This is a genomic window from Acidovorax sp. (assembly GCF_046341535.1).
Taxonomy (GTDB): domain Bacteria; phylum Pseudomonadota; class Gammaproteobacteria; order Burkholderiales; family Burkholderiaceae_C; genus Acidovorax.
Map to the genome: position 1 here is coordinate 1 of NZ_JBKDRI010000023.1, position 21680 is coordinate 21680.

19 protein-coding genes, 1 tRNA gene and 1 pseudogene are annotated in these 21680 nt (G+C 64.2%); 10 read left to right on the forward strand and 11 right to left on the reverse strand.

Annotated features, from left to right (window positions below; all coding sequences use genetic code 11):
- Positions 1-167: 167 nt before the first annotated feature.
- The 3 genes from ACK543_RS01225 to ACK543_RS01235 all read right to left on the reverse strand — a co-directional run bounded on the left by ACK543_RS01225 (position 168) and on the right by ACK543_RS01235 (position 4254).
- A complete protein-coding gene (locus ACK543_RS01225; protein ID WP_409941063.1) occupies positions 168-836 on the reverse strand; it encodes a response regulator transcription factor in 669 nt (222 codons plus the stop codon).
- A gap of 3 nt (positions 837-839) precedes the next feature.
- Positions 840-3071: a PAS domain S-box protein gene (locus ACK543_RS01230; RefSeq protein WP_409941064.1), complete on the reverse strand. Its 2232-nt coding sequence runs from the start codon at positions 3069-3071 to the stop codon at positions 840-842.
- 103 nt (positions 3072-3174) lie between these two features.
- A complete protein-coding gene (locus ACK543_RS01235; RefSeq protein ID WP_409941065.1) occupies positions 3175-4254 on the reverse strand; it encodes a CDP-6-deoxy-delta-3,4-glucoseen reductase in 1080 nt (359 codons plus the stop codon).
- 105 nt (positions 4255-4359) lie between these two features.
- On the opposite strand from ACK543_RS01235, the gene ACK543_RS01240 reads away from it, so the two are divergent.
- A complete protein-coding gene (locus ACK543_RS01240; RefSeq protein WP_409941066.1) occupies positions 4360-5310 on the forward strand; it encodes an SDR family oxidoreductase in 951 nt (316 codons plus the stop codon).
- A gap of 160 nt (positions 5311-5470) precedes the next feature.
- Here ACK543_RS01240 and ACK543_RS01245 read toward each other — a convergent pair whose 3' ends face one another.
- The 5 genes from ACK543_RS01245 to ACK543_RS01265 form a co-directional block, all read right to left on the reverse strand.
- Entirely contained in the window at positions 5471-6109 is a 639-nt protein-coding gene (locus ACK543_RS01245; RefSeq protein ID WP_409941067.1) for a DUF4124 domain-containing protein, read from the reverse strand.
- 58 nt (positions 6110-6167) lie between these two features.
- Positions 6168-6671, reverse strand: a complete 504-nt coding sequence (locus ACK543_RS01250) for a hypothetical protein (RefSeq protein WP_409941068.1) — start codon at positions 6669-6671, stop codon at positions 6168-6170.
- A 360-nt stretch (positions 6672-7031) separates the two neighbouring features.
- Positions 7032-7991 (reverse strand): chemotaxis protein, encoded by a 960-nt coding sequence (locus ACK543_RS01255; protein WP_409941069.1) that lies wholly within the window; start codon positions 7989-7991, stop codon positions 7032-7034.
- Between the two features lie 308 nt (positions 7992-8299).
- Complete coding sequence (locus ACK543_RS01260) at positions 8300-9571, reverse strand: CaiB/BaiF CoA transferase family protein (RefSeq protein WP_409941070.1); 1272 nt, start codon at positions 9569-9571, stop codon at positions 8300-8302.
- Between the two features lie 211 nt (positions 9572-9782).
- Positions 9783-10973 (reverse strand): acyl-CoA dehydrogenase, encoded by a 1191-nt coding sequence (locus tag ACK543_RS01265; RefSeq protein WP_409941071.1) that lies wholly within the window; start codon positions 10971-10973, stop codon positions 9783-9785.
- A 196-nt stretch (positions 10974-11169) separates the two neighbouring features.
- Here ACK543_RS01265 and ACK543_RS01270 point away from each other — a divergent pair, with 196 nt between their 5' ends.
- The 3 genes from ACK543_RS01270 (at position 11170) to ACK543_RS01280 (ending at position 15121) form a co-directional block, all read left to right on the forward strand.
- On the forward strand, positions 11170-12141 hold the full coding sequence (locus ACK543_RS01270; RefSeq protein ID WP_409941072.1) for a LysR substrate-binding domain-containing protein: 972 nt from the start codon (positions 11170-11172) through the stop codon (positions 12139-12141).
- Positions 12142-12284: 143 nt separating this feature from the next.
- Positions 12285-13166 (forward strand): DUF6279 family lipoprotein, encoded by an 882-nt coding sequence (locus tag ACK543_RS01275; protein ID WP_409941073.1) that lies wholly within the window; start codon positions 12285-12287, stop codon positions 13164-13166.
- 326 nt (positions 13167-13492) lie between these two features.
- Entirely contained in the window at positions 13493-15121 is a 1629-nt protein-coding gene (locus ACK543_RS01280; protein ID WP_409941074.1) for a phospholipase D family protein, read from the forward strand.
- A gap of 291 nt (positions 15122-15412) precedes the next feature.
- Here ACK543_RS01280 and fic read toward each other — a convergent pair whose 3' ends face one another.
- Positions 15413-16531, reverse strand: a complete 1119-nt coding sequence (gene fic, locus ACK543_RS01285; protein WP_409941075.1) for a protein adenylyltransferase Fic — start codon at positions 16529-16531, stop codon at positions 15413-15415.
- A gap of 125 nt (positions 16532-16656) precedes the next feature.
- Between fic and ACK543_RS01290 the strand changes: the two genes are divergently transcribed.
- Positions 16657-16980 carry a hypothetical protein gene (locus ACK543_RS01290; protein ID WP_409941076.1) on the forward strand — a complete coding sequence of 108 codons (324 nt, stop codon included), beginning with the start codon at positions 16657-16659 and terminating at the stop codon, positions 16978-16980.
- Positions 16981-17018: 38 nt separating this feature from the next.
- Here ACK543_RS01290 and ACK543_RS01295 read toward each other — a convergent pair.
- Positions 17019-17228: pseudogene (locus ACK543_RS01295) on the reverse strand (site-specific recombinase); the annotation flags it as partial.
- 386 nt (positions 17229-17614) lie between these two features.
- Here ACK543_RS01295 and ACK543_RS01300 point away from each other — a divergent pair.
- A complete protein-coding gene (locus ACK543_RS01300; protein ID WP_409941077.1) occupies positions 17615-18772 on the forward strand; it encodes an AAA family ATPase in 1158 nt (385 codons plus the stop codon).
- Positions 18769-19374, forward strand: coding sequence for a hypothetical protein (locus ACK543_RS01305; protein ID WP_409941078.1), 606 nt, complete (start codon positions 18769-18771; stop codon positions 19372-19374). The genes ACK543_RS01300 and ACK543_RS01305 overlap by 4 nt, the downstream gene beginning before the upstream one ends.
- 128 nt (positions 19375-19502) lie before the next feature.
- Here the strand turns inward: ACK543_RS01305 and ACK543_RS01310 are convergent.
- Positions 19503-19587: transfer RNA gene (locus ACK543_RS01310), tRNA-Leu, on the reverse strand.
- A 40-nt stretch (positions 19588-19627) separates the two neighbouring features.
- Here ACK543_RS01310 and cysM point away from each other — a divergent pair.
- From cysM to ACK543_RS01325, 3 genes are all read left to right on the forward strand, one after another.
- Complete coding sequence (gene cysM, locus ACK543_RS01315; protein WP_409941079.1) at positions 19628-20530, forward strand: cysteine synthase CysM; 903 nt, start codon at positions 19628-19630, stop codon at positions 20528-20530.
- Between the two features lie 89 nt (positions 20531-20619).
- Positions 20620-21189 (forward strand): NUDIX hydrolase, encoded by a 570-nt coding sequence (locus ACK543_RS01320; RefSeq protein WP_409941080.1) that lies wholly within the window; start codon positions 20620-20622, stop codon positions 21187-21189.
- 23 nt (positions 21190-21212) lie between these two features.
- Positions 21213-21440 (forward strand): sulfurtransferase TusA family protein, encoded by a 228-nt coding sequence (locus tag ACK543_RS01325; RefSeq protein ID WP_409941081.1) that lies wholly within the window; start codon positions 21213-21215, stop codon positions 21438-21440.
- The last annotated feature ends 240 nt before the right edge of the window (positions 21441-21680 follow it).

Genomic DNA, 21680 nt, shown 5'->3' on the forward strand with positions numbered 1-21680 from the left:
GACTGAAGCTGCGAGCGCTCATCGTCCGTCAGCAGCAACTCGACTTTCGGTCTTCCTGTCCTCATGGCGGTATCTCCGTTCCCAAGATACCGCATTGGCATGCACGATTAATGCCAGAAATTAACGGGACATGACACTAGCAGCCCATCCCGATCCGCAGCGCTCACTTACCGCGTGATTTGTGCAGAGGCTCCCAGATCTTCCACCAGCATCCCCAGCTCGTGCGAGGAGCGGATGTCCAGCTTGAGGAAGATGGCTGAGCGATGGGTATCCACCGTGCGCGGGTCGATCGGGCGCCCCGGGTCGCGCAGGCCCAGGGTGCGGGCCACTTCTTTGCTGCTCTGGCCAGTGGCCAGCAGCCGGGCCACTTCCTGCTGCCGCGGGCTCAATGCGTTCCAGCGCTCGCGCAGCATGTGGTGCCGTCGCGCGCGCGTTGCCTCGGCCTGCGACAGCTCGGTGGCGCGGACCACGGCCGCCAACAGGGTGTGCTCGTCGCAGGGCTTTTCGAGCCAGTCGACCGCGCCCTGCTTGACGGCTGCCACGGCCGACGACAACTCGCCGTGGGCCGACAGAAACACCACCTTGAGGGCAGAGCCCCGCTGCCGCATCTCCTCGAACACCTGCAGCCCGCTCAGCCCGTCCATGCGCAGGTCCAACAGCACGCAGCCAGGGCGCTGCAGATCGGCGTTGGCCAAAAACTCTGCTCCGCTGGCAAACAAGCGGGCGTCATGCCCCCCGGCCAGTAGCAGCGCCGCCAGCGACAGGCGCACGCCATCATCGTCATCCACGATGCAGACCTGGACGGGGGTGGCGTCCATACCAGTGTTTCGTGTCATGGGTCAGGGGGCCTCCGGCAGACGGATCAAAAACACTGCTCCACCGCCATCCCGGTTGGATGCCAGCAGTTCTCCGCCCATGCTTTCGACGATGGAGCGACAGATGTTCAGACCCAGGCCCAGGCCCTCGGCGCGGGTGGTGAAAAAGGGCTCGAACAGCCGCGTTGCGATTTCCGGCGGCAGGCCCGGGCCCCGGTCCAGCACTTCAAGCAGCGCATGGCCGACGTCCGTTCGGGTGCGCAGCAACAGCTCGGGCGGCTGCGGTTGCGGGGCGGCCGCGCTGCTGGTGGTGGGTGCCGGGTTGCCATCGGCGGCATCGCCGCCTTGCATGGCCTGCAAGGCGTTGAGCCCCAGATTGAGCACCACCTGCTCGAGCAATACCCGGTCGGCGTGCACGCACAGCGGCCCGGCAGCGAGGTCGAGCTGCACGGCAATCCCATGCCTGCGCGCCTCAGCCCGCAGCAGCAGCGCAAGCGACTGATCCACCACGGCATTGAGATCGCAGGGCTCGCGGGTCTGAGGCTGCTTGCGAACCCAGCGGCGGATCCGGCCCACGATGTCGGCCGCGCGCAGGGCTTGGTCGGACAGGGCCGCAAGGCTGTCGGCCAGCAGGTCATTGCGGCCCTGAGCCGCCAGTGCGCGGGCTGCGGCTGCGTAGTTCACCAGGGCGGCCAGGGGCTGGTTCAGTTCATGTGCCAGGGTGGAGGCCATCTCGCCGACCGTGATCACCCGCTGCACGCGCTGGAGCTGGGCTTCGCGCTGCTGTTGCTGTTCTTCAGCGCGCTTTTGCGCCGTGATGTCCACCACCGAGCTCATCCACCCCACATGCTGGTGGTCTCCGTCGATGAGACGGGCTGTGTAGACCATGGCGTACACCTCGTGCCCGTCACGGTGCCGCAGGCGCGATTCCAACCCCTGCGCTGTGACCTGTCCGGCCAGCGCCATGTCGTTTTCCTGCCAGTGGCGGTCCAGGTCATCCGGATGCCAGTAGGGGTAGGGCGGCAGCTGGCCGACCAGTTGGTCCGCCCTGTATCCCACCATGTCGCACATGGCGGCGTTCACGTACACGATGCGACCCTCCAGATCGCGCGCGCGCATGCCCACCAGCAATGCGTCTTCCATTGACTGCCGAAATGCCTGAGCCTGCTGCAGCGCCTGGGTGCGTTCCTGTACGCGCTGCTCCAGCACGATGCGGGCGCGCCGGTTTTCCTGCAGGTGGCGCTCGCGCAGGCGCCAGTACAGGGCGGCCAGCACCATCAGCCCCGACACCAGGCTGGCCAGGGCCCAGGCCTGTTGGCGCGCCAGTGCAACAGCCCTGCTGTCGGCCGTGAGCGTGAGTGTCCAGCCAAGGTCCGGTAGCGCCTCGTTCAATGCGAGGTAAGACGTCCCGCCCGTGGGAAGCACCAGTTCGTGCCCTTGCATGTCGCCTTGTTTTCGCAAGGCCCAGGGAACGGCGACCGGGGTCCACTGGCTGCCGTACTGTTCTTCGTCACGCACGCGCTGCACTTCGGCCGCAGGCAGCGGCCGCGTGGTCTTGTACAGCCACTGCGAGACCGACCCTAGAAACACGATGCCAAGTTCGTCGGTCACGAACACAGGGTCGCGCAGCTGCGACCAAGTTGCCACGATGGGCTGCATGTCGACCTTCACGGCCACCACGCCGATGATGCGGTCTCCATCGCGCACCGGGGCCGACGCGAACAGGCCGGGCTCGCCGGTCGTCTTGCCCACGCCAAAAAAGCGCCCCACCTGCCCGGCCAGTGCATCAATGAAGTACGGCCGATTGCCGTAGTTCTGGTGGACGAAGCTGCGGGGGGACTGCCAGTTGCTCGACGCCAGCGTGCGTCCGCTGGTGTCCATCACGTACAGCACATCCGAGCCTGCATGCGTGTTAACGGTTTCCAGGTACCGATTGGCTGCGGTGCGGTCCGGTTCCGAGTCAGGGGCCTTGAGCAGCGACGCCACCAGGGGCTGCTGGGCGGCTGTCAGGGGCAAAAAACTGTAGCGCGTGGCCACCCCGCGCAGAGCCAGTGTCTGGACTTCCCCGGACCTGCGCAGGTTGTCCCGCTGGTTGTCGAGTTCGCTTTGCGCGGCCCATTCACCCGCGCCCCAGACCAGCACGCCCGACAGGGCCAGCAGGGTGGCCGCGGTTCCGGCAGCAGGCCAGCCGCGGCGACTGCCACCCGCTGCGCCTGTATCGGCAGGCACCGGCGTCGGGCGCGTCTCGGTGTTCACGTCAGGGTACCGAGGGCGTTTGGCGCATGGCCGGACGATGCGCTGCGGGGTATGGGGCGCATGGCAGATCGGCGTGGGCGAGGATGCAGGTCGCAGGCGCTTGTCAGCCGCTGTGCTTGTCTGCTTCTGACGTGAAAGAGTCCGCAAAGAACTCGTCAGAGGGCAGGCCTCGGTGCGCACTGTAGGCCTCGCGGGCACTCTCGACCACGATGGGCGCGCCGCAGGCATACACCTGGTGGCCGGAGAGGTCTGCAAAATCGTCGAGCACGGCCTGGTGCACGAAGCCTGTGCGGCCTGTCCATGCATCCTCGGCAAGGGCATCCGACACCACCGGCACATAGCGCAGGTTGGGCATCTCTGCCACGCGGGCCAGCACCCAATCGTGCATGTAAAGGTCGCCAGGGCGACGCCCGCCCCAGTACAGCACAGCAGGACGGTGGATGGCCTTGAACTGCATGTGCTCGATGAGGGCCTTGATGGGCGCAAAGCCGGTGCCCGAGGCCAGCAAAACCATGGGCTTGGAGGATTCTTCACGCAGGAAGAAGCTGCCAAACGGGCCCTCGACCCGCAGGATGTCCTTTTCCTTGAGGGCGCCAAACACATGGTCGGTGAACTTGCCGCCCGGCATGTGCCGGATGTGCAGTTCCACACCCGGCGCATCGCTCTGCGTGAGCGGTGCGTTTGCCATCGAATACGCGCGGCGTGCGCCATCCCGCAAGATGAACTCGATGTACTGCCCTGCGTGGTAGCGGAAGGTGTCAGCCGCTGGCAACTGCAGGCGCACCTGCATCACATCGTGCGATTTCTTTTCAAGCGAAGTCACGCGCACCGGCATTTTCTTGATCGGATAGGCGCTTTCATCCGTGACCTGGCGCGATTCGAGCACCACATCGGTCAGCGGCTGGGCGCAGCAGGTCAGCACGAAGCCGGCGGCCTCCTCGTCGGCCGTAAGGGCCTTGGACTGGTGTTCGCCATGATGGACTGTGCCGCTGAGCTTTTTGCACTTGCATGAACCGCAGGCACCGTCTTTGCAGCCGTAGGGAAGTCCCACACCGGAGCGGATGGCGCTGGCCAAAATGGTCTCGCCAGCCTGGGTGCTGAAGGTGCGTCCACTGGGTTGCACGGTAATCTGGAGCGATGCCATGCGGCTGCCGGTGCCGGTTGCCGCGTCTGGGCTGGTCATGTTGTGGTTATCCTCGCAACGTTTTTACATCTGCCAAAAGCGCCCGCACGGCTGCAGTTGCAGCGCAAAGCAGGCGACTTTGGCGACAAGCGGACGGAATCAATTTTGCCTTCAAACCAAAGCCCTCTCGGCGCGCTGCCTGCGCGATTTCGCCGCGAACGTCTGTTGATCGTCGGGTGCGGTGATGTAGGTCAACGCGTCGCCCGCGACCTCTGTCGTGGGCCTGGCGCCGGCCGCATGCGGGTTCTGGCGCTCACATCGAGCCCAGACCGCCGCTCCGGTCTGCGCGCGCTGGGGGTACACCCTCTGCTGGGTAATCTGGACAACCCGGGTTCGTTACGGCGGCTGGCGGGTGTGGCCACGCGGGTGATGCACCTGGCGCCGCCCCCCGGCGAGGGTGCCGGGGGCGATGCCTGGTGGCAGGACCCTCGTACCGTGGCGCTGGGGCGTGTGCTGCGCCTGCGTGGCAAGCCCGCATCGCTGGTGTATGCGTCGACCAGCGGCGTGTATGGCGACTGCCAGGGGGCGCTGGTGGCCGAGACGCGTGCGGTGAACCCTGAGACGCCCCGCGCCCAGCGGCGCGTCAATGCCGAGCGCGCCGTGCGCCACTTGGGCCGCACGGGCGTGCGCGCGAGCGTGCTACGCATCCCGGGCATCTACGCGCCCGACCGGGAGGGCGGCACTCCGCAGGCCCGCCTGCGGCGCGGCACGCCTGTTCTGACGAAAGAGGACGACGTCTACACCAACCACATCCACGCGGACGACCTGGCCCGCGCTTGCCTGGCCGCGCTGTGGCGTGGGCGCCCTCAGCGCGTGTACAACGCCAGCGATTGCACCCATAGGAAAATGGGTGACTACTTTGACCTGGCCGCAGACCTGTATGGGTTGCCCCGCCCCCCTCGGGTGCCGCGCAGTGCGGCGCGGGAGCAGTTGTCGCTGATGGTGCTGAGCTTCATGAGTGAGTCACGCCGGCTGGACAACCAGCGCTTGCTCAAGGAATTGGGTGTGCGTTTGCGCTATCCGGATGTGGCTTTGGGGCTGCGCAGCGGCTGTTAACCTGCCCTTGACAGGGGGCGCAACCCAGCAGAGTTCGGCCGGGCCTCCGGTGCCAGCCCAATCGCGGTGCCAGCCTACCTTTCCCGTGGCCGGATCAATCCATGTTCGCCCCAGGGCTCCGACCTGCCGGGCTGCTGTGGAAAGCTTGTGCGCCTATGAATCACCTGGGGTAGCTGTTGCCCTGGCTGTCGTAGCACCTGAACACGTTGCACTGCGTGAACTTGGGCGGCTTGGCGGGGGTAGTGACTGGCGGGGGCACCGGGTGCGGGTGCCGCGGCGGTATCACGATGGTCGTCGGCGGCACCACCACCGGGCGGGCTGCCCTGGTTTTCTCCAGCTCGGCATAGGCGGCTGGGCCCAGGCAGTCCAGGTCCACCTGGCGCTGGGCTGCTTCGACGCGCAGGTTGTGCTCGTAGGTGCCCGCATCGCCGGCACTGATGGTCACTTCCAGGTTTCGGCGGGAGCGCGCGCATTCTGGCGACCGGGCGTAGTCGGGGCTTTTGCGGGCCTCCGGGGCAGGGGCATTGCGGGCCGACTGCGCCTGCGCTGCTGCTTCTGCCTGCAGTCTTTTCTGCTTGAGTTCCAAGGCTTCGGCGGCCTCTGCCCGCTCCCGCTGGATTTCGGCGGGGGTCTTGCGCGCCTCTACCTCGCGCGCGGCCGCACCGCTTTGGCAAGCGCCGTCTGTGTACGTCACGTTGCCTGTGACCGGATCGGTGCAGCGCACGACTTGGGCGTGCGCGCCCAGCGCCGCCAGGCCAAGGCTGGCTGCAAATGCGGCGTTCCAGAAGCGTTGATGCATGGCGAGGCCTTTCTGATCGCAGGATGACTGTCTGGGGCGCGCGTGCGGGTGCGGCCGGTCAGGGCTGTTCCAGGCTGTTGCTTTGCTGGCGGCTGCGCCAGTCTTGAGGGTGCGGCGTGTAGCTGCCGGGCGCTAGCAGACGGGGCGGCTGGTATTCAGGGCGGCGGGATTCCGCGGCGCGGCGGTCGCGCTCGGCCTGCTCCCGCGCGCGGCGGTCAGCGTCACGGGCCAGTTGCTCGCGGCGGTCGCGTTCGCGGTCGCGGGCTTCACGGTCGCGATCGCGTTCTCGTTCACGCCACCAGCGGTCACGATGCCGGTCGTCATCCCAGCGGTCACGGCCGCCGTAGTACAGGGGCGCTGGCGCAGTGCCGTACGGGTAAACCATGGGGCCGGGCGGTGCGCGGTACACGGTACCGCTGCCGTACACGTACACGTACCCGGGCTGCTCGTACACCGTATAGCCCGGCGCCAGATAGTACGGGTCTTCAGGGACGGTGACGCAGCCTGCCACGGCAGCGCCCAGAACGATAGTGGAGGCGAGACGCAGGAGGACATGCTTCATGGGGGTCTGAGCCTGGTTGGAGGGCAAGCGTTCCATCACCCTTATCAAGCTACCGAAAAGTAGCCCTTGGGGTGCGACGCGCAGGACCCACTGGGGGCGCCCTCCCCATGTAGCGTTTGACGGGGTCAGCCGGTTGACCTGTCTGGCGACACGACCAAGAGGGCGGGAGCGTTGAACCCTGCGCTCCAAAGATGCCGCGGTCGCCTGGCAGCCGGCGCTGTCCGGCAGCCCTAAGCCTGGGCTCGGACGGACGACGCTTCAATGCACCCCATCCCTGACGAGGGCGGGCGCAGGAAACCCGCCGAGTGCGTCTGGTCAGTTCCCCTCTTTTGTCGATGAGGGGCTCGATGAAGTGGCTGCTTACTTGGGCAGAACGTCGCGGATGGTCCTGGCCAGGTCTTCTGCGACAAACTTGGCCACATAGGCATCCGCACCCACGCTGCGCACGTGGTCTTCGTTGGCAGAGCCGGACAGCGACGAATGGATGACCACCGGAAGGTTTTGAAAGCGCGCATCCTGCTTGATGTTGCGCGTCAGGGTGAACCCGTCCATTTCGGGCATTTCCAGATCGGTCAGCACCATCGCGACGCGGTCCAAGACCGTTTTGCCATCGGATTGGGCGCTCTGGGCGATGGCGTTGAGGCGTTCCCACGCTTCCCGGCCCGATTTGACCATTTCGTAGGGCGCTTCAAGGACCTTGAGCTCCTCCTCGATCAGCGATCGGGCGACAAACGAGTCGTCTGCAGCGAGGATGATGGTGCCGGGCTTGAGCTTGAGCTTTGCCCCCACCTTTTCGGCAGTAACTTGGTGGCCGTCCGATGGAGAGATCATCTGCAAGATGGCCTCCACGTCCAGGACCTGGGCCAGGCGTGACTCATCGGTATTGCCGTCCAGCCGGGCAATGCTGGTCACCAGCTTGCCAGCAGCGCCGCTGGTTTCAGCTGACAGAACCTGCTTCCAGTCGAGCCGGACGATGTCTTCCACCGATTCGACCGCAAATGCCTGGGTGGTGCGCGCGTACTCCGTGACCAGCATGATGTTGAGGCCGGTTTCGGGCTTGCAGCCAACGATAGCGGGCAGGTCCAGCACCGGGATCACCTGCCCGCGGAGATTGACCACCCCGAGCGAATAAGACGCGGTGCCTGCGATCGGAGTGACGCTCGGCATGGCGACGATTTCCCGTATCTTGAAAACGTTGATGCCAAACAGCTCTGACTTCCCGAGCGCTGCATCCGTGCCCAGACGAAACAGCAACAGCTCGAACTTGTTCGAACTGGTGAGGTTTGTGCGTTCATCAATTTCCTGCTGCACTGCTTTCATGTTGGGTCCTTCGCGCAATATCGAAAATACGCTTGTTTACAAATTTTAGGATCAGAACGGTGAGCGTGGTTCGCTAAATCTTCAGGCTATACCCGAATGCGGGCTTTTTTTGCCCACTATTCTTGATCGTGTGCGCGAGGCAAACCCGTTAGCGCCCTTGATGGGCGCGTAGCAGCGCGCCATCACACGAACGGGTTTGCCTTCCGCATGAAAATGCAATCATCGTCCATGACCCCAGCAGCCATTGTCAACGAACCCGCGTCACGCCCCGATGTCTTCGTGCAACAACCGGCAGCAGAGTGCGGCGCCTACAACACCCCGTCGGCGCGCAGCGCCGCAATGCGGGCGGCGTCCAGGCCCATCTCGATCAAGACCTGGTCGGTATGCTGGCCCAGTGCAGGGGGGGCGCTCTGTAGCACCGGGGGCGTGTCTGACAGACGCAGCGGGCTGGCCACGCCGGTAATTTGAGTCACGCCAGCGCCTGCCTCGCCCTCCGTCCAGCGTGGCAGCGTCACGACCAGGCCGCGGGCCTTGACCTGTTCGTCGTCGAACGCCTGGGCCATGGAGTTGATGGGGCCGCAGGGCACGGCCCTGTCTTGCAGGAGCGCGACCCATTGTGCTGTGGTGCGGGTGCGCGTCACGGTTTGCATCGCAGAAATCAGGTCGCTGCGGTGCTGTACACGCAGGGTGTTGGTGGCATAGCGCGGGTCGGCAGCCCACTGGGGCTGCCCGGCTGCGGCGCAAAAGCGCTGGAACTGCCCGTCGTTGCCAATGGCCAACAGCATATTGCCGTCTTGCGTGGGAAATTCCTGGTAGGGCACCAGGCTCGGGTGGCTGTTACCCATGCGGCCCGGCGCTTTGCCCGTGGCCAGAAACCCCGCAGCCTGGTTGGCCAGCATGGCCATGCCCACGTCAAGCAGGGCCATGTCGATGTGCTGGCCCAGGCCGGTGCCGTTGCCCTGGTTGTCGCGCACGTGCAGGGCGGCAAGGATGGCGTTGCTGGCATAGATGCCGGTGAACAGGTCAATTACCGCCACGCCCACGCGCATGGGGCCGCCGCCGGGTTGGTCGTCCGCCCGGCCGGTGATGCTCATCAGGCCCGTCATGGCCTGCACCATGAGGTCGTAGCCCGCGCGATCGGCATAGGGGCCACTCTGCCCGAAGCCGGTGATGGAGCAGTAGATGAGACGGGGGTTGAGGGCGCGCAGGCTCTCGTGGTCCAGGCCGTATGGCTTGAGTCCACCGACCTTGAAGTTCTCCACCACGATGTCGGCCCCTTGTGCCATCTGCCGGATGAGGGCCTGGCCCTGTGTGGTGGCGATGTCAATCGTCACCGAGCGCTTGTTGCGGTTGCAGGCCGTGAAGTACGCGGCCTCGGAGGTGTCGTTGCCGTCCGCATCCTTGAGGAAGGGCGGACCCCACTGGCGCGTGTCGTCGCCCACACCGGGGCGCTCCACCTTGACCACATCGGCACCCAGGTCAGCCAGCATCTGGGTGCACCAGGGGCCGGCCAGCACGCGCGACAGGTCAAGCACCTTGATGCCCGCCAGGGCTCCAGCGTTCGGGACGGGTGTGGTCATGGGGTTAGTGAACTATTAAATTGATAGCTTCCAGTGCTTGTGTATAAAGCGTTAGAGGCCAAATAGGGTTGAAAGTGGCATGGGGATTGAGGTGGGCGTGTATGAAAGCCAGGGACGCCGAGCAAGGGCCGCCCCGCAGCGAGGGCGTCGTCCCCCTTCCCGGCGAAGCCGAGAGAAGGGGGAAGGCGCGCAGCGCCACAGGGGGATGTCACTAAAACGCTGCAATGCCGGTCTGTGCCCGGCCCAGGATCAAGGCGTGCACATCGTGCGTGCCCTCGTAGGTGTTCACCACTTCCAGGTTCACCAGGTGGCGGGCCACGCCAAACTCGTCGCTGATGCCGTTGCCGCCCATCATGTCGCGCGCCAGGCGGGCGATGTCCAGGGCTTTGCCGCAGCTGTTGCGCTTGATGATGGAGGTGCCCTCCACACTGGCCGTGCCCGCGTCCTTCATGCGGCCAAACTGCAGGCAGGCCTGCAGGCCGATGGCGATCTCGGTCTGCATGTCGGCCAGCTTCTTCTGGATGAGCTGGTTGGCCGCCAGGGGGCGGCCAAACTGTGTGCGGTCCAGCGTGTATTGGCGGGCGGTGTGCCAGCAGAATTCGGCCGCGCCCAGGGCGCCCCAGGCGATGCCATAGCGGGCGCTGTTCAGGCAGGTGAAGGGGCCCTTCAAGCCCTGCACTTCAGGGAAGGCGTTGTCTTCGGGCACAAACACGTCGTCCATCACGATCTCGCCGGTAATCGACGCGCGCAGGCCCACCTTGCCGTGGATGGCGGGGGCCGTCAGGCCCTTCATGCCCTTGTCGAGCACAAAGCCGCGAATGGGGCCCACCGCGCCGCCTTCAGAAACCTCTTTGGCCCACACCACGAACACATCGGCCACGGGGCTGTTGGTGATCCACATCTTGCTGCCCTTGAGCCGGTAGCCGCCGGGCACCTTGCAGGCGCGGGTGGCCATGCTGGCGGGGTCGGAGCCGTGATCGGGCTCGGTCAGGCCAAAGCAGCCGATCCACTGGCCGCTGGCGAGCTTGGGCAGATACTTCTGGCGCTGGGCTTCGGTGCCAAATTCATGAATGGGCACCATCACCAGCGAGCTTTGCACGCTGGCTATCGAGCGGTAGCCCGAATCCACACGCTCGACCTCGCGGGCGATCAGGCCGTAGGCCACGTAGGAGAGGCCAGGGCCGCCGTACTGCTCGGGGATGGTGGGGCCCAACAGGCCCACGTCGCCCATCTCGCGAAAGATGCTTACGTCCATCTTTTCGTGGCGAAAGGCCTCGAGCACGCGGGGGGCCAGCTTGTCCTGGCAGTAGGCGGCGGCCGCATCTCGAATGGCACGCTCGTCGTCGGTCAATTGCTGGCTCAAAAGAAAAGGGTCATCCCATTGGAAGGCAGCGTGGGCCATGTGCGTTTCTCCAGGTCGGCAAGGAAAGCGGTCGGTTTTGGCAGGGCATTGTGGAGCCTGATGGGTGCGCATCGTAGGCCGCGCCATCGCAGCGGGCAAGCGACTTGTTTTCACTAAGAAATGCGTTTTATGAATACATAAAATGAGATGACCGCTGGGAAATGCCGTTTAATGGCATAAGAAGTTCGAATTCATCATGCGCCGCAACATTCCTTCCATCCAGGCGCTGGCCTGCTTTGAGGTGGCTGCCCGGCACCAAAGCTACACCCGCGCCGCGCAGGAGCTCTCGCTCACGCAAAGCGCCGTGTCGCGCCAGATTCAGGCGCTGGAGGAATTTTTGGGCGTGCAGCTCTTTCGCCGCACACGCCACGGGGTGGCGCTGACGCCCGCAGGTTCCCACTACGGCCGCCAGGTCGCGCGCTGGCTGCAGGGGCTTGAGCGTGACACGCTGGACGTGATGGCGCACCAGGGCGCGGGTGGTGCGCTGTCGCTGGCGGCGGTGCCCACGTTTGCCACGCGCTGGCTGATACCGCGCCTGCCCGATCTGGCCCGGGAGCATCCCGACATCGTGGTGCATATCGACACGCAGACGCGCCCCTTCCTGTTTGCCGACACCGCGTTTGACGCGGCGCTCTACGCAGGCACGGCCGAGCAGGTGGCCAACTGGCCGGGCGTGCACGCGCAGCGGCTCATGCATGAAGATGTGGTGCCGGTGTGCAGCCCGCGCCTGCTTGAATCTGCCGCCCCCCGAGGCCCGGGCCGCGCCCACCTGCCGTTGCCGCCCGAGGCGCTGGCGACCCTGCCGCTGCTGCAGCAGAGCACGCGCCCCTATGGCTGGCGGCAATGGTTTGAGGCCATGCAGGTGGACGCGCCCCACGCGCTGGATGGCCCGCGCTACGAGCTTTTTTCCATGCTGGCGGTCGCTGCCGCCCATGGCATGGGCGTGGCCTTGATTCCGCCCCTGTTGATCGAGGCGGAGCTGGCCAGCGGCGATCTGGTGGTGGCCTGCGCGCGCGCACTGCGGGGCGAGCGCGCCTACTACCTCATCAGCCCTGCCCAGAACCCACCGCCTGTGCTGGCCACCTTCAGCCAATGGCTGCAGCGCATGGCAGACGCGTTGCCGCCTGCCGTGGTGACGTTCGGTGCAGCGCTGTCTGACACCGACTGAATACGCTGTGCGGCGCGTGGCGTCAGGCGTTCCGCCGGCAGCGGGCAGCGCCCCCTCGCCGCGGGTATTGCCGTGGCGCGAGCACGATCGCAGCATTGGCACTATTCTTTAGGCCACGGCGCTGTTCAAGCCAAGGAGCCCCCGTGCACAAACCGTCGTTTCCGTCCCCCCAAATCCTGCGCTGGGCCGCGCTGGCGCTCAGCATCGCCCTGCTACAGGCCTGCAGCGCCGTGCGGCTGGCCTACAACCAGGTGCCGACGCTGGCGTACTGGCAGATTAACAGCTACCTGGGCCTGTCGGAGACGCAGGCTGAAAAGGTACGTAGCGAACTTGGCGACCTGCACCAATGGCATCGCGACACCATGCTGCCCCGCCACGCTGAGCTGCTGCAAAAGGTACGGCAGCAGTTGCCCTCGGAGATCACAGCCGAGCAGGCCTGCAGCACCTACGCAGAAGTGCGCGTGCAGCTGGACCGCGTGATCGACCAGATCGAACCACGGCTGGTGTGGCTGGCATCTCAGCTTACCGAGGCCCAGATCCGGACGCTGGAAAGAAAACAGGCCGACAGCAACGCCGACTGGAGGAAGGAGTGGCTGGATGTGTCGCCGCCCAAGCTGGTTGAGCAGCGCTACCAGCAACTCCTGTCGCGCGCGGAAGGCTTCTACGGCAGCCTGGACGCGCCCCAAAAGCTGGCGCTGCGCAACTTTGTCGCCCAATCGGGATTTGATCCGCAGCGCGCCTACGCCGAGCGTCTGCGCCGCCAGAAAGACCTGGTGCAGGTGCTTCGCCAGGTGGTGGCGCAGCCCACCAGCCTGGAGCGCAACCGAGACCTGCTGCGCGGATACCTGGCCCGCTTCAACGCATCGCCGGATGTGGCCTATCAGCGCTACGCCCGCCAGCTTGTCGAGGAGGGCTGCGCCGGTTTTGCCCAGGTGCACCGCGCGATGACGGCCGCGCAACGCGCCAAGGCCGCGCAATCGTTGCAGGCCTACGAGCAGGATTTTTGGGTGCTGGCCGGGCGCTGATCGTGCACTGCAAGGCCAGCGTGGAACGGGCCAGCAGAAACGTCCGCGAAACCGGGGGGACGCCGAGGAAGACTTTCCTTGTAAACACGCCACAAAACCTGTGGATCGCACCGCTTTTCGCTACCATGGCGGCCGTACTTCGGTTCCACCGCGCCAGGGTTGGACGCCATCGAAATGAGGCCCATCTGGGTTTCAGCGCATCGAGCGGGGGTTCTGGCGAAGCCGGTGCTGGGCGCCTTGCCTGCACTGGCGCAGACCGATGAGGCCAAAGCCGGAGACAAGCCTGACTGGCTGTACTCCGATGTTTCGTTTGATTGCGCTCCCCCATGAAACTCGCCACGCCAGGCTATCACCCGTTTCGAACCGCGACCCCATCGGGGGCTGAAGCGGCCAGCGGCGCATGGAGGCGCCTGGGGGTCGCAGTCGCGCTGGCAGCCTGCATGGTCTTGCCGGGCTGCGGCGTCGGCCTTCCGGCGCTGCCCGACCGTCAGGCATCGACACACATCATGGCGGGTTCTGACAGCCCCTTGGGGCAGGCCTACCGCCCGCCGTCGGGCCACAACGGCCATGATGGCGTGGCCTTGCTGAGCGATCCCACACAGGCACTGGCCAGCCGCGTTTTGCTCGCACGCGCCGCACAGAAAGCGCTGGATGTCCAGGTCTACATCTGGGAGCCTGACGTCTCGGGTCACGTCCTGTTGCATGAGCTGTGGAGCGCCTCGCAGCGCGGCGTGCGGGTGCGCCTGCTGATCGATGACAACGGCAGCGCTGGAACGGACACTTGGTTGCAAGCGCTGGCGGCCCAGACGGGGGTGGAGGTTCGCTTGTTCAACCCCTTCAGGCAGCGCAAGTTCAAGGCCCTGGCCTACCTCACCGATTTCGATCGGCTGAACCACCGCATGCACAACAAGTCGTTCACGGCAGACAGCCAGGCGACCATCGTCGGCGGGCGCAACGTGGGCGACGTCTACTATGGCGTGAATGCCAATGTGCTCTTCTCAGACCTCGACCTTCTGGCCATGGGTCCGGCGGCGCAGACCACCGCTATTCAATTTGACGAGTACTGGAATAGCCCACTGGCGTATCCGCTGACAGCGCTGGTGGCTCCGGCCGACCCCGCCGATCTGGCCCGCCACCAGCAGCAACTGGCCGATTTGGGCAACATGCCAGAGGCGGCCCTGCTGCTCGCCGGTTTGCAAAAGTCACCCTGGCTGACAGCCCCGGTCACGGCGTATCCGCTGTTGCTGTGGGCACCAGTGCAAGTCCTGTCCGACTCCCCGGACAAGGCCGGCGGGTCCGCGCCCACGGCGAGCGCCGACCGGCGAGTGTTCAAGTCCCTCAGCGCCTGGCTGGGGGCCGCAAAGCAAACCCTGGACCTGGTGTCGCCCTACTTTGTGCCTGGGGATGCCAGCGTGCAGCAGCTCTCCGCGCTGGTGCAAAAGGGGGTGACGGTTCGGGTGGTGACCAACTCGCTGGCCGCCACGGACGTGCTGGCCGTGCACGCGGGGTATGCACGGCACCGCAAAGCCCTGCTTGCTGCGGGTGTTGAGCTTTACGAACTCAAGCCCGATGCCGAAACGCGCCGCCCCAAGCTGCCCTCCAGCGTGAGGCTGGGCGCGTCATCAACAGCCAGTTTGCACGGCAAAACCTTCGTGGTGGACCGGCGGCAACTGTTTGTGGGGTCGTTCAACCTGGATCCGCGCTCGACCTATCTGAACACCGAGATGGGTCTGATCGTGGACAGCGAGGCCATGGCCCAATCGCTTGCGCAGGGCATCGACCGTGAATTGCAGGACACCAGCTATCGGCTGACCCTGGCCGCCGACGGCTCATTGCAATGGACCGAACGCGATGCCTCGGGCGAGCGTGTCCATGCCAGCGAACCAAAATCCAGCCTGTTGCGCCGCTTGATCGCGCGGGTTCTCTCATGGCTGCCTATCGAGGGCATGCTGTAAGCCCAACGATAAGACGCCATGGTTGCACGCCTGTTTGGGCGGGGGTGCGGCGGGGTTGCGGCGGAGTTGCGGGCGTGGAGCAACCCACAGCGGAGCTCAGCGAAGGTTGAAGAAGCAAAAAGTAATTACAGATCAGTAAGTTAGCGAAGTTTGGCGAAATCGATTAGAACTGATGTGTGTACCTGTAGATGCCAAAGTCCAGGTCGGCCTGGTCCATTTGAAACATCTCTCTGAGCTTGCTGATGAGCTGCTGGCGTTTGTTGTCGTTGGTGGTGCTCATGGATGGCGCTTTCAGGCGTAAGGCTGGAATTGGTTGTTGTCCCGGCTGAGCAGTTGCATCAGCTTGGGGTGGATGAAGAGCTTTTCTTTGCCAAACGGCATTTCGCGCAGCACGCCGATATCGGCCAGGTCGTGCAGGTAGCGCGAGGCGGCTTGGCGCTGCGCGATGCCTTTGTCGACCAGGTTGCCGATGCGGCAGTAGGGCTGCTCAAAGATCACGTCCACCAGCTCGCGGGTGTAGATCTTGGGCAGGCGCGTGCGCACATGCTCTGTGGTGTGTTCGACCAGCGCGCGGATGGCGGCGATCTTGCCGGTAGTCCATTTGGATGTGTCGGCCACGGCCTGCAGCATGAAGAGCAGCCAGGGCTCCCAAGCGCCGTCGCGCGTAACGCTGAGCAGCAGGCGGTAGTAGTCAGCCTTGTGGGCGATCACATGGCGGCTGAGGTACAGGATGGGCAGGTTCAACAGCTCTTCCTGGATGAGGTAGAGGATGTTGAGCACGCGTCCGGTGCGGCCATCGCCGTCGCTGAAGGGGTGGATGGCTTCGAACTGGTAGTGACCCACGGCCATGCGGATCAAGGGGTCCAGCTCAGTCTGGTTGTGCAGAAAGCGCTCCCAGTTGGCCAGCATGTCGCGCAGGCGAGCTTCACCTTCGGGCGGGGTGTAGACCACCTCGCCGGTGCGGTCGTTGGCGAGCTGGGTGCCCGGGGTGCGGCGGATGTCCATGTCCACCCCTTTGAGGGTGCGGCAGACGTCCACAGCGGTGGCGGTGCACAGCGGCCGGGCCTTGAGCGACTGAAAGCCTTGGTGCAGCGCGGTGCGGTAGCGCAGCGCTTCTTTGGTGGCGGGGTCGGCGTTGTCATGCCCTTGCGCGTACTGGAACAGCTGATCAGTCGTGGTGACGATGTTTTCAATTTCAGAGCTGTCTTTGGCTTCCAGCAGCGGGATGGTGTTGATCAACATCGCCTGGTTGGGAATGAGTTCGGCGGCTTGTTTGAGCTCTGCCAGCGCGGCGCGGGCTTCAATGCAGGCCTTGAGCACGGCGCGGGTCTCCAACTCGTGCGCGGGGGGGAGCGCAGGCAACTGGTTGTGGGGCTGCTCGGCGTGCCAGGCAAGGGCGGCGTCGGTCATGATGCAAAAAGCTTTTTTTGGCGACAAGTGGACAGCTTATGTCGCCACCGACGACACGTCAACGAAACATGTTCTTATTTTGGTTAAATGACGACACGTTCTGAACTCATGTCGTTCTTGACGACATGAGTTCCCTGACATGTTGTCAAAAAGCAATTTTTAGGACAGTCAATCACGCTCCAGCGCACCACAAACAGGTTCTGGTTGCGGCTGGCGCGATGCAGGCGTTTTTGCAAGGCAGCAATGAGCGCATCGCGCCGGGCTTCGATTTCGACCTCCACGGCAAAGATGTCTTGCCGCTGGCGGCGCTGCTCGGCCTCAGGCTTGCGAATGTCTTGTTGGAGGCGCTGGGCGTCTTCCATGCTGAGCGCCATGCGGGCCTGGCGTTTCAGGCCCTTGAGCTTGAGCTTGGTGTCTTTAAGGGCCTGTTCGGCAGAGGCGATGTTTAAGGGGCCTGCTCGGCAGAGGCAATGCGGTCTTCGGCCCAGCGGAGATACCGCTTCAGTGCGACCTCTACGGTCATTCGTTCTGCAGGACCGCGCTGCATGTACACACCGCGCACCATTTCGTCCTCAGTGCGGCGTGCCCAGTGTTCGGCGTCTCGTTTGGTGCGAAATGTCTTGGCGTTCGGCAGCCATCCGGTCTTGCGGATAAGCGCCTTCCAGGTGCCAGAAGGGGTTTTGACGATCGATGCCATAGGGGTCCCGGACAGCCTAGCGCAGCAGCTCTGTACCGAAACTGTACCGGACCAACGATTCTGAGAAGTCCCCCAGTGATTGGGGTTAGATCTCGGAATTCCCTGGTGTGTTGATAACACCAGGGAATTTGAGATGGTGCCGGGGCCGGAATCACACATCGCCTTGCAGGCCAATGCCAGCAACGATTTTGGATTTTCATGAGCTGCGCATACCCACAAAGTACCCGTAATTCTTCGAGTGTCCGGGTTGTTGCTTGAATGAAACGTCGTGAAGTGATCTGACGCGCAGTGAGGAGCGATCAAGTCATTGCCGGGGCGGTAGTATCTGGCCGAGGCGCTGGTGGCCAATAATGCCCAGACTTCGACACCGCCAGAGGACGCATGCCATGCTGCTTAGCCATATCCGACTCAAGAATTGGCGCAATTTTCAGGGGCTGGATGTGCCCCTGCGGCAGGTCACCTACGTGCTGGGGCCCAATGCGTCGGGCAAATCCAATCTGCTGGATGCCCTGCGTTTTCTGCGCGACGTGAGCAAGCGGCAGGGCGGCGGGTTGCAGGCCGCCATCGCGGATCGTGGAGGCATTTCTAAAGTGCGTTGCCTGCATGCGCGGCGCGATCCCGAGGTCGAGATTGATGTCGCACTGAGCCGGGAGCTGGATCAGAGCCAGCCCTCGTGGCGCTATGTGCTGGCGTTCAAGCCGGAGGGCAAGGGCGCGCAGCGGCTGCTGGTGTCACGCGAGCAGGTGTGGCGGGACGGCGAATTGCTCTTGAACCGGCCCGATGGCAAGGACAAAAAAGACACCTTGCTGTTGACCCAAACCCATCTGGAGCAGATTCAAACCAACCAGAACTTCCGCGAGCTGGCCGATTTTTTGAGTGAGATCACGTACCTGCACCTGGTGCCGCAGTTGCTGCGATTTGGCGACAGGATTGGTGGTAACCGGCTGTCGGATGATCCGTTCGGACAGGGTTTTCTGGAGCGGCTGAGCGCTACGCCAGAAAAAACGCGCAACGCGCGCCTGAAGAAAATCGGCGTTGCCTTGGCGCTGGCGGTGCCGCAATTTTCCGAATTGCGGTTTGAAAAAGACGACATGGGTCACCCGCATCTTCAGGCGCGCTACCAGCACCACCGCCCCAATGCCGGCTGGCAGTCGGAGGAGCATTTTTCTGATGGCACTTTGCGCTTGTTTGGGCTGCTGTGGATGCTGCTGGAAGGGGGTAACTCGATGCTGCTGCTGGAAGAGCCCGAGATTTCGCTCAACGACGCCATCGTCACGCAGATTCCACTCATCATCGAGCGCCTGCAACGTGGTCAGAAAAACAGACGCCAGGTGTTACTGACAACGCACAGCGAAGCGCTGCTCAGCAATCAGGGCATTGACGAACGCGGCGTGGTACTGCTGGAATCCGGCAAACAGGGCACTACAGGCCGAATCGTGAACGAAGACGAGCAGCGGGCGCTGCGCGCCGGGCTGAGTGTTGCGGAGGTGGTATTGCCCAAAACGCGACCCAGCGCGGTATCGCAACTGGGATTGTGGCAATGACGCCCATCGCGATTGCAACTGAGGACGAATTGAGCGAGGCCGTGGCCCTTCGGCTGGTGGCAGAGCTGACTGGGCCTTGTTGCGTGACGCACAGGTTGCGCAAAAACGGGTTCGGTTACCTGCGTTCCAAGATGGACAGTTGGCGTGAGATGGCCGCGCACCAAGTGGTGCTGGTGTTGACGGATCTGGACCAGCTTGCTTGCCCGCTGGCATTGCTCGATAGCTGGGTGGGGAAGGTGCGGTTGCCGCAGCGGCTGTTGCTGCGTATTGCTGTGCGTGAAGTGGAGGCTTGGGCACTTGCGGACCACGAAGCAATGCGCACCTTGGTAGGCCCCAAAGGGACCCTCCCGCCGCTGCCCGATGGGTTGCCTAACCCTAAGCTTGCCTTGCTCAAACTGGCCAAAGGGGCGCCCAGGGTCGTGAGGGACGATTTGCTGAGGGAATTGCCCGGCAGTGGCTTGGCGCAAGGGCTGGGCTATAACGCCCGCCTTGTGTCGTGGGTGATGAACGATTGGGACCCTCAACGAGCGGCCGAGCGTTCACCCAGCTTGGCGCGTGCCCGAAAGCGCTTGCGGGAGGCCACAGCCCTGTTGGGGCCATGAATATGCGCTGATCTCGCGCTTGCCCCGTGCGCTGCAGCATGTGATGTCGACAAGCGGTCGGCTTTGGTGGCGGCTAAACCCGCAAACAAAAAGGCCGGCAGCTCATAAAAAGCTACCGGCCTTATCTGTGGTGCCCGGGGCCGGAATCGAACCGGCACGCCTTGCGGCGGGGGATTTTGAGTCCCCTGCGTCTACCAATTTCACCACCCGGGCTGGAATTCGTGAAGCCGCAAATTATGGCACAGTAGGGCGCATGAAATACCAGACGATTGAGGACGCGGTGGGCCACACGCCGCTGGTGGCTTTGCAGCGCATTGGGGCGCAAGACAACAATGCCCGGGGTACCGTGGTGCTGGGCAAGCTCGAGGGCAACAACCCTGCGGGGTCGGTCAAAGACCGGCCTGCGCTGTCGATGATCCGCCGGGCCGAGGAGCGCGGTGACATCCAGCCGGGCGATACGCTGATCGAGGCCACGTCGGGCAACACCGGCATTGCCCTGGCCATGGCGGCTGCCATCAAGGGCTATCGCATGGTGCTGGTGATGCCCGAGGATTTGTCGATTGAGCGCGCCCAGACCATGAAGGCGTTTGGTGCCGAACTGGTGCTTACCCCCAAAAGCGGCGGCATGGAGCATGCCCGTGACCTGGCCGAGGCCATGCAAAAGCGCGGCGAGGGCAAGGTGCTGGACCAGTTTGCCAATGTCGACAACCCGCGCATCCACTACGAGACCACGGGCCCCGAGATCTGGGAGCAGACGGGCGGGCGCATCACGCATTTCGTCAGCGCCATGGGCACCACGGGCACCATCACGGGCGTCTCCCGCTTCCTCAAGGAGAAGAACCCCGGCGTGAAGATCATCGGCGCGCAGCCCGAGGAAGGTTCGCGCATCCCGGGCATCCGCAAGTGGCCGCAGGAATACCTGCCCAAGATCTACGACGCCAGCACGGTGGATGAGCTGGTGTACGTGAGCCAGGACAATGCAGAGGAAATGTGCCGGAGGCTGGCGCGCGAGGAGGGTATCTTCGCAGGCATCTCGGCGGCGGGCGCATGCTGGGTGGCACAGCAGATTGCCGCGCGCGAGGCCCACGCGACGGTGGTGTTCATCGTCTGCGACCGGGGCGACCGCTACCTGTCCACGGGCGTGTTCCCGGCCTGATCCACGGGCCGCCCCGGGCATTGATTGAGTCAAAAAACTGGCTGTTACGCATGTTTTCAAGCCATTTAAAGCTATTAAAATAAGAGCATATGCACTACGAGACTCGCTTCTGCACGCACTGCGGCACTGCGCTGCAAGCCATCGTGCGGGCGGAAGACGGGGGCGACAAAGAGCGGCTGCGCTGCCCAGCGTGCGGCTGGACGCACTGGAACAACCCCACCCCGGTGCTGGCGGCGATTGTGCAGGTCGATGGCAAGGTGCTGCTGGCCCGCAACGCGGCCTGGCCGGGCAAGATGTTTGCGCTGATCACCGGATTCATGGAGGCGGGCGAGTCGCCACAGGAGGGCATCGCCCGCGAGGTCAAGGAAGAGACCCATCTGGATGTCCAGACGACCACGCTGGTGGGCGCGTATGAGTTTGTGCGGATGAACCAGGTCATCATTGCCTACCATGTGGTCGCCACCGGCCAGGTTCGGCTGTCGCCTGAGCTGGTGGACTACCGGCTGTACGATCTGCCCGACCTGCGCTGCTGGCCTGCGGGCACGGGCTACGCGCTGGCCGACTGGCTGCGCTCCCAGGGGCATGAACCGGTGTTTTTTAACCCAGCGGAAAATGAGGAACGCCGCCGCAGCCTCGATGCCGCTTTATCCGACAATTGACCATGACGAACCCCCTGGACACCATGCAAATCCACAAAGAAATCGATACCCGCGGTCTGAACTGTCCGCTGCCCATCCTCAAGGCCAAAAAGGCGTTGGCTGACATGGCCAGCGGCGAGCTGCTCAAGGTGGTGGCCACCGACCGTGGCTCGCTGCACGACTTCTTGGCCTTTGCCAAGCAAACGGGCAATGAGCTGGTCGAGCAGCAGACCGAGGGCGAGGAATACATTCACATCCTGCGCCGCCGTTGAGCCAGCAGGCCGCCGCGCCCCTGCGGGCGCGCAGCACCTTGAACCCAACGATCGATCTTCTGGGGCAGTGCTGGCGGCCCTCGGCGGATTTTTTGTCTGCGCCTAGTGTCATGTCCCGTTAATTTCTGGCATTAATCGTGCATGCCAATGCGGTATCTTGGGAACGGAGATACCGCCATGAGGACAGGAAGACCGAAAGTCGAGTTGCTGCTGACGGACGATGAGCGCTCGCAGCTTCAG

Excerpts from the sequence above, each read along its gene's own strand:
- ACK543_RS01260 (WP_409941070.1), bottom strand. The coding sequence starts at position 9,571 with ATGACCACACCCGTCCCGAACGCTGGAGCCCTGGCGGGCATCAAGGTG.
- ACK543_RS01290 (WP_409941076.1), top strand. The coding sequence starts at position 16,657 with ATGAGTTCCCTGACATGTTGTCAAAAAGCAATTTTTAGGACAGTCAAT.
- ACK543_RS01280 (WP_409941074.1), top strand. The coding sequence starts at position 13,493 with ATGAAACTCGCCACGCCAGGCTATCACCCGTTTCGAACCGCGACCCCA.
- ACK543_RS01305 (WP_409941078.1), top strand. The coding sequence starts at position 18,769 with ATGACGCCCATCGCGATTGCAACTGAGGACGAATTGAGCGAGGCCGTG.
- ACK543_RS01245 (WP_409941067.1), bottom strand. The coding sequence starts at position 6,109 with ATGCATCAACGCTTCTGGAACGCCGCATTTGCAGCCAGCCTTGGCCTG.
- ACK543_RS01225 (WP_409941063.1), bottom strand. The coding sequence starts at position 836 with ATGACACGAAACACTGGTATGGACGCCACCCCCGTCCAGGTCTGCATC.
- ACK543_RS01235 (WP_409941065.1), bottom strand. The coding sequence starts at position 4,254 with ATGACCAGCCCAGACGCGGCAACCGGCACCGGCAGCCGCATGGCATCG.
- ACK543_RS01250 (WP_409941068.1), bottom strand. The coding sequence starts at position 6,671 with ATGAAGCATGTCCTCCTGCGTCTCGCCTCCACTATCGTTCTGGGCGCT.
- ACK543_RS01270 (WP_409941072.1), top strand. The coding sequence starts at position 11,170 with ATGCGCCGCAACATTCCTTCCATCCAGGCGCTGGCCTGCTTTGAGGTG.
- ACK543_RS01255 (WP_409941069.1), bottom strand. The coding sequence starts at position 7,991 with ATGAAAGCAGTGCAGCAGGAAATTGATGAACGCACAAACCTCACCAGT.
- ACK543_RS01325 (WP_409941081.1), top strand. The coding sequence starts at position 21,213 with ATGCAAATCCACAAAGAAATCGATACCCGCGGTCTGAACTGTCCGCTG.
- ACK543_RS01265 (WP_409941071.1), bottom strand. The coding sequence starts at position 10,973 with ATGGCCCACGCTGCCTTCCAATGGGATGACCCTTTTCTTTTGAGCCAG.
- fic (WP_409941075.1), bottom strand. The coding sequence starts at position 16,531 with ATGACCGACGCCGCCCTTGCCTGGCACGCCGAGCAGCCCCACAACCAG.
- ACK543_RS01300 (WP_409941077.1), top strand. The coding sequence starts at position 17,615 with ATGCTGCTTAGCCATATCCGACTCAAGAATTGGCGCAATTTTCAGGGG.
- ACK543_RS01320 (WP_409941080.1), top strand. The coding sequence starts at position 20,620 with ATGCACTACGAGACTCGCTTCTGCACGCACTGCGGCACTGCGCTGCAA.
- cysM (WP_409941079.1), top strand. The coding sequence starts at position 19,628 with ATGAAATACCAGACGATTGAGGACGCGGTGGGCCACACGCCGCTGGTG.